Source organism: Streptomyces sp. RP5T, assembly GCF_003933965.1.
In the GTDB taxonomy this organism is placed as follows: domain Bacteria; phylum Actinomycetota; class Actinomycetes; order Streptomycetales; family Streptomycetaceae; genus Streptomyces.
Genome location: NZ_RSAJ01001253.1, coordinates 1 through 573, shown reverse-complemented (window position 1 = coordinate 573; position 573 = coordinate 1). Strand labels below are relative to the sequence as shown.

The following is a 573-nucleotide window of genomic DNA, read 5'->3' as shown; positions in this document are numbered from 1 at the left end:
CCACGAGCTCACCTCCGGCCGCATCACCCTGGACGGCGAGGACATCACCGCCATGCCCCGGGAGGAACTGCGCGCCAAGGTGGCGATGGCCTTCGAGGACCCCACCCTCTTCTCCACCAGCGTCGGCGACAACGTCCTGATGGGCCAGGACGAGCGGGAACTGGACCGCGCCCTCTCCGTCGCCCAGGCGGACTTCGCGCACGCCCTCCCCCAGGGCACCGGGACCCAGGTCGGCGAACAGGGCCTCAGCCTCTCCGGCGGCCAGCGCCAGCGCCTGGCTCTCGCCCGCGCCGTCGTGGGCAGGCCGAGGTTCCTCGTCCTGGACGACCCGCTGTCCGCGCTGGACGTCCACACCGAGGCCGCCGTGGAAGCCGCGCTGCGGGACGTCCTCGCGGACACCACCGCCCTCATCGTCGCCCACCGCCCCTCCACCGTGCAGCTCGCCGACCGGGTCGCCCTGCTGTCGGGGGGCCGCATCACGGCCGTGGGCACCCACCACGAACTCCTGCGCACGAACGCCGAGTACGCCCATCTGATGTCCGGGTCCGGGGATTCCGGAGAAGGGTCCGGGTC

1 protein-coding gene is annotated in these 573 nt (G+C 73.1%); it reads left to right on the top strand.

Translation table 11 applies throughout. From position 1 onward, the window contains the following. Positions 1-573: ABC transporter ATP-binding protein (locus tag EHS43_RS45685; protein ID WP_148104392.1), on the top strand; the 573-nt coding region annotated here is incomplete at both ends.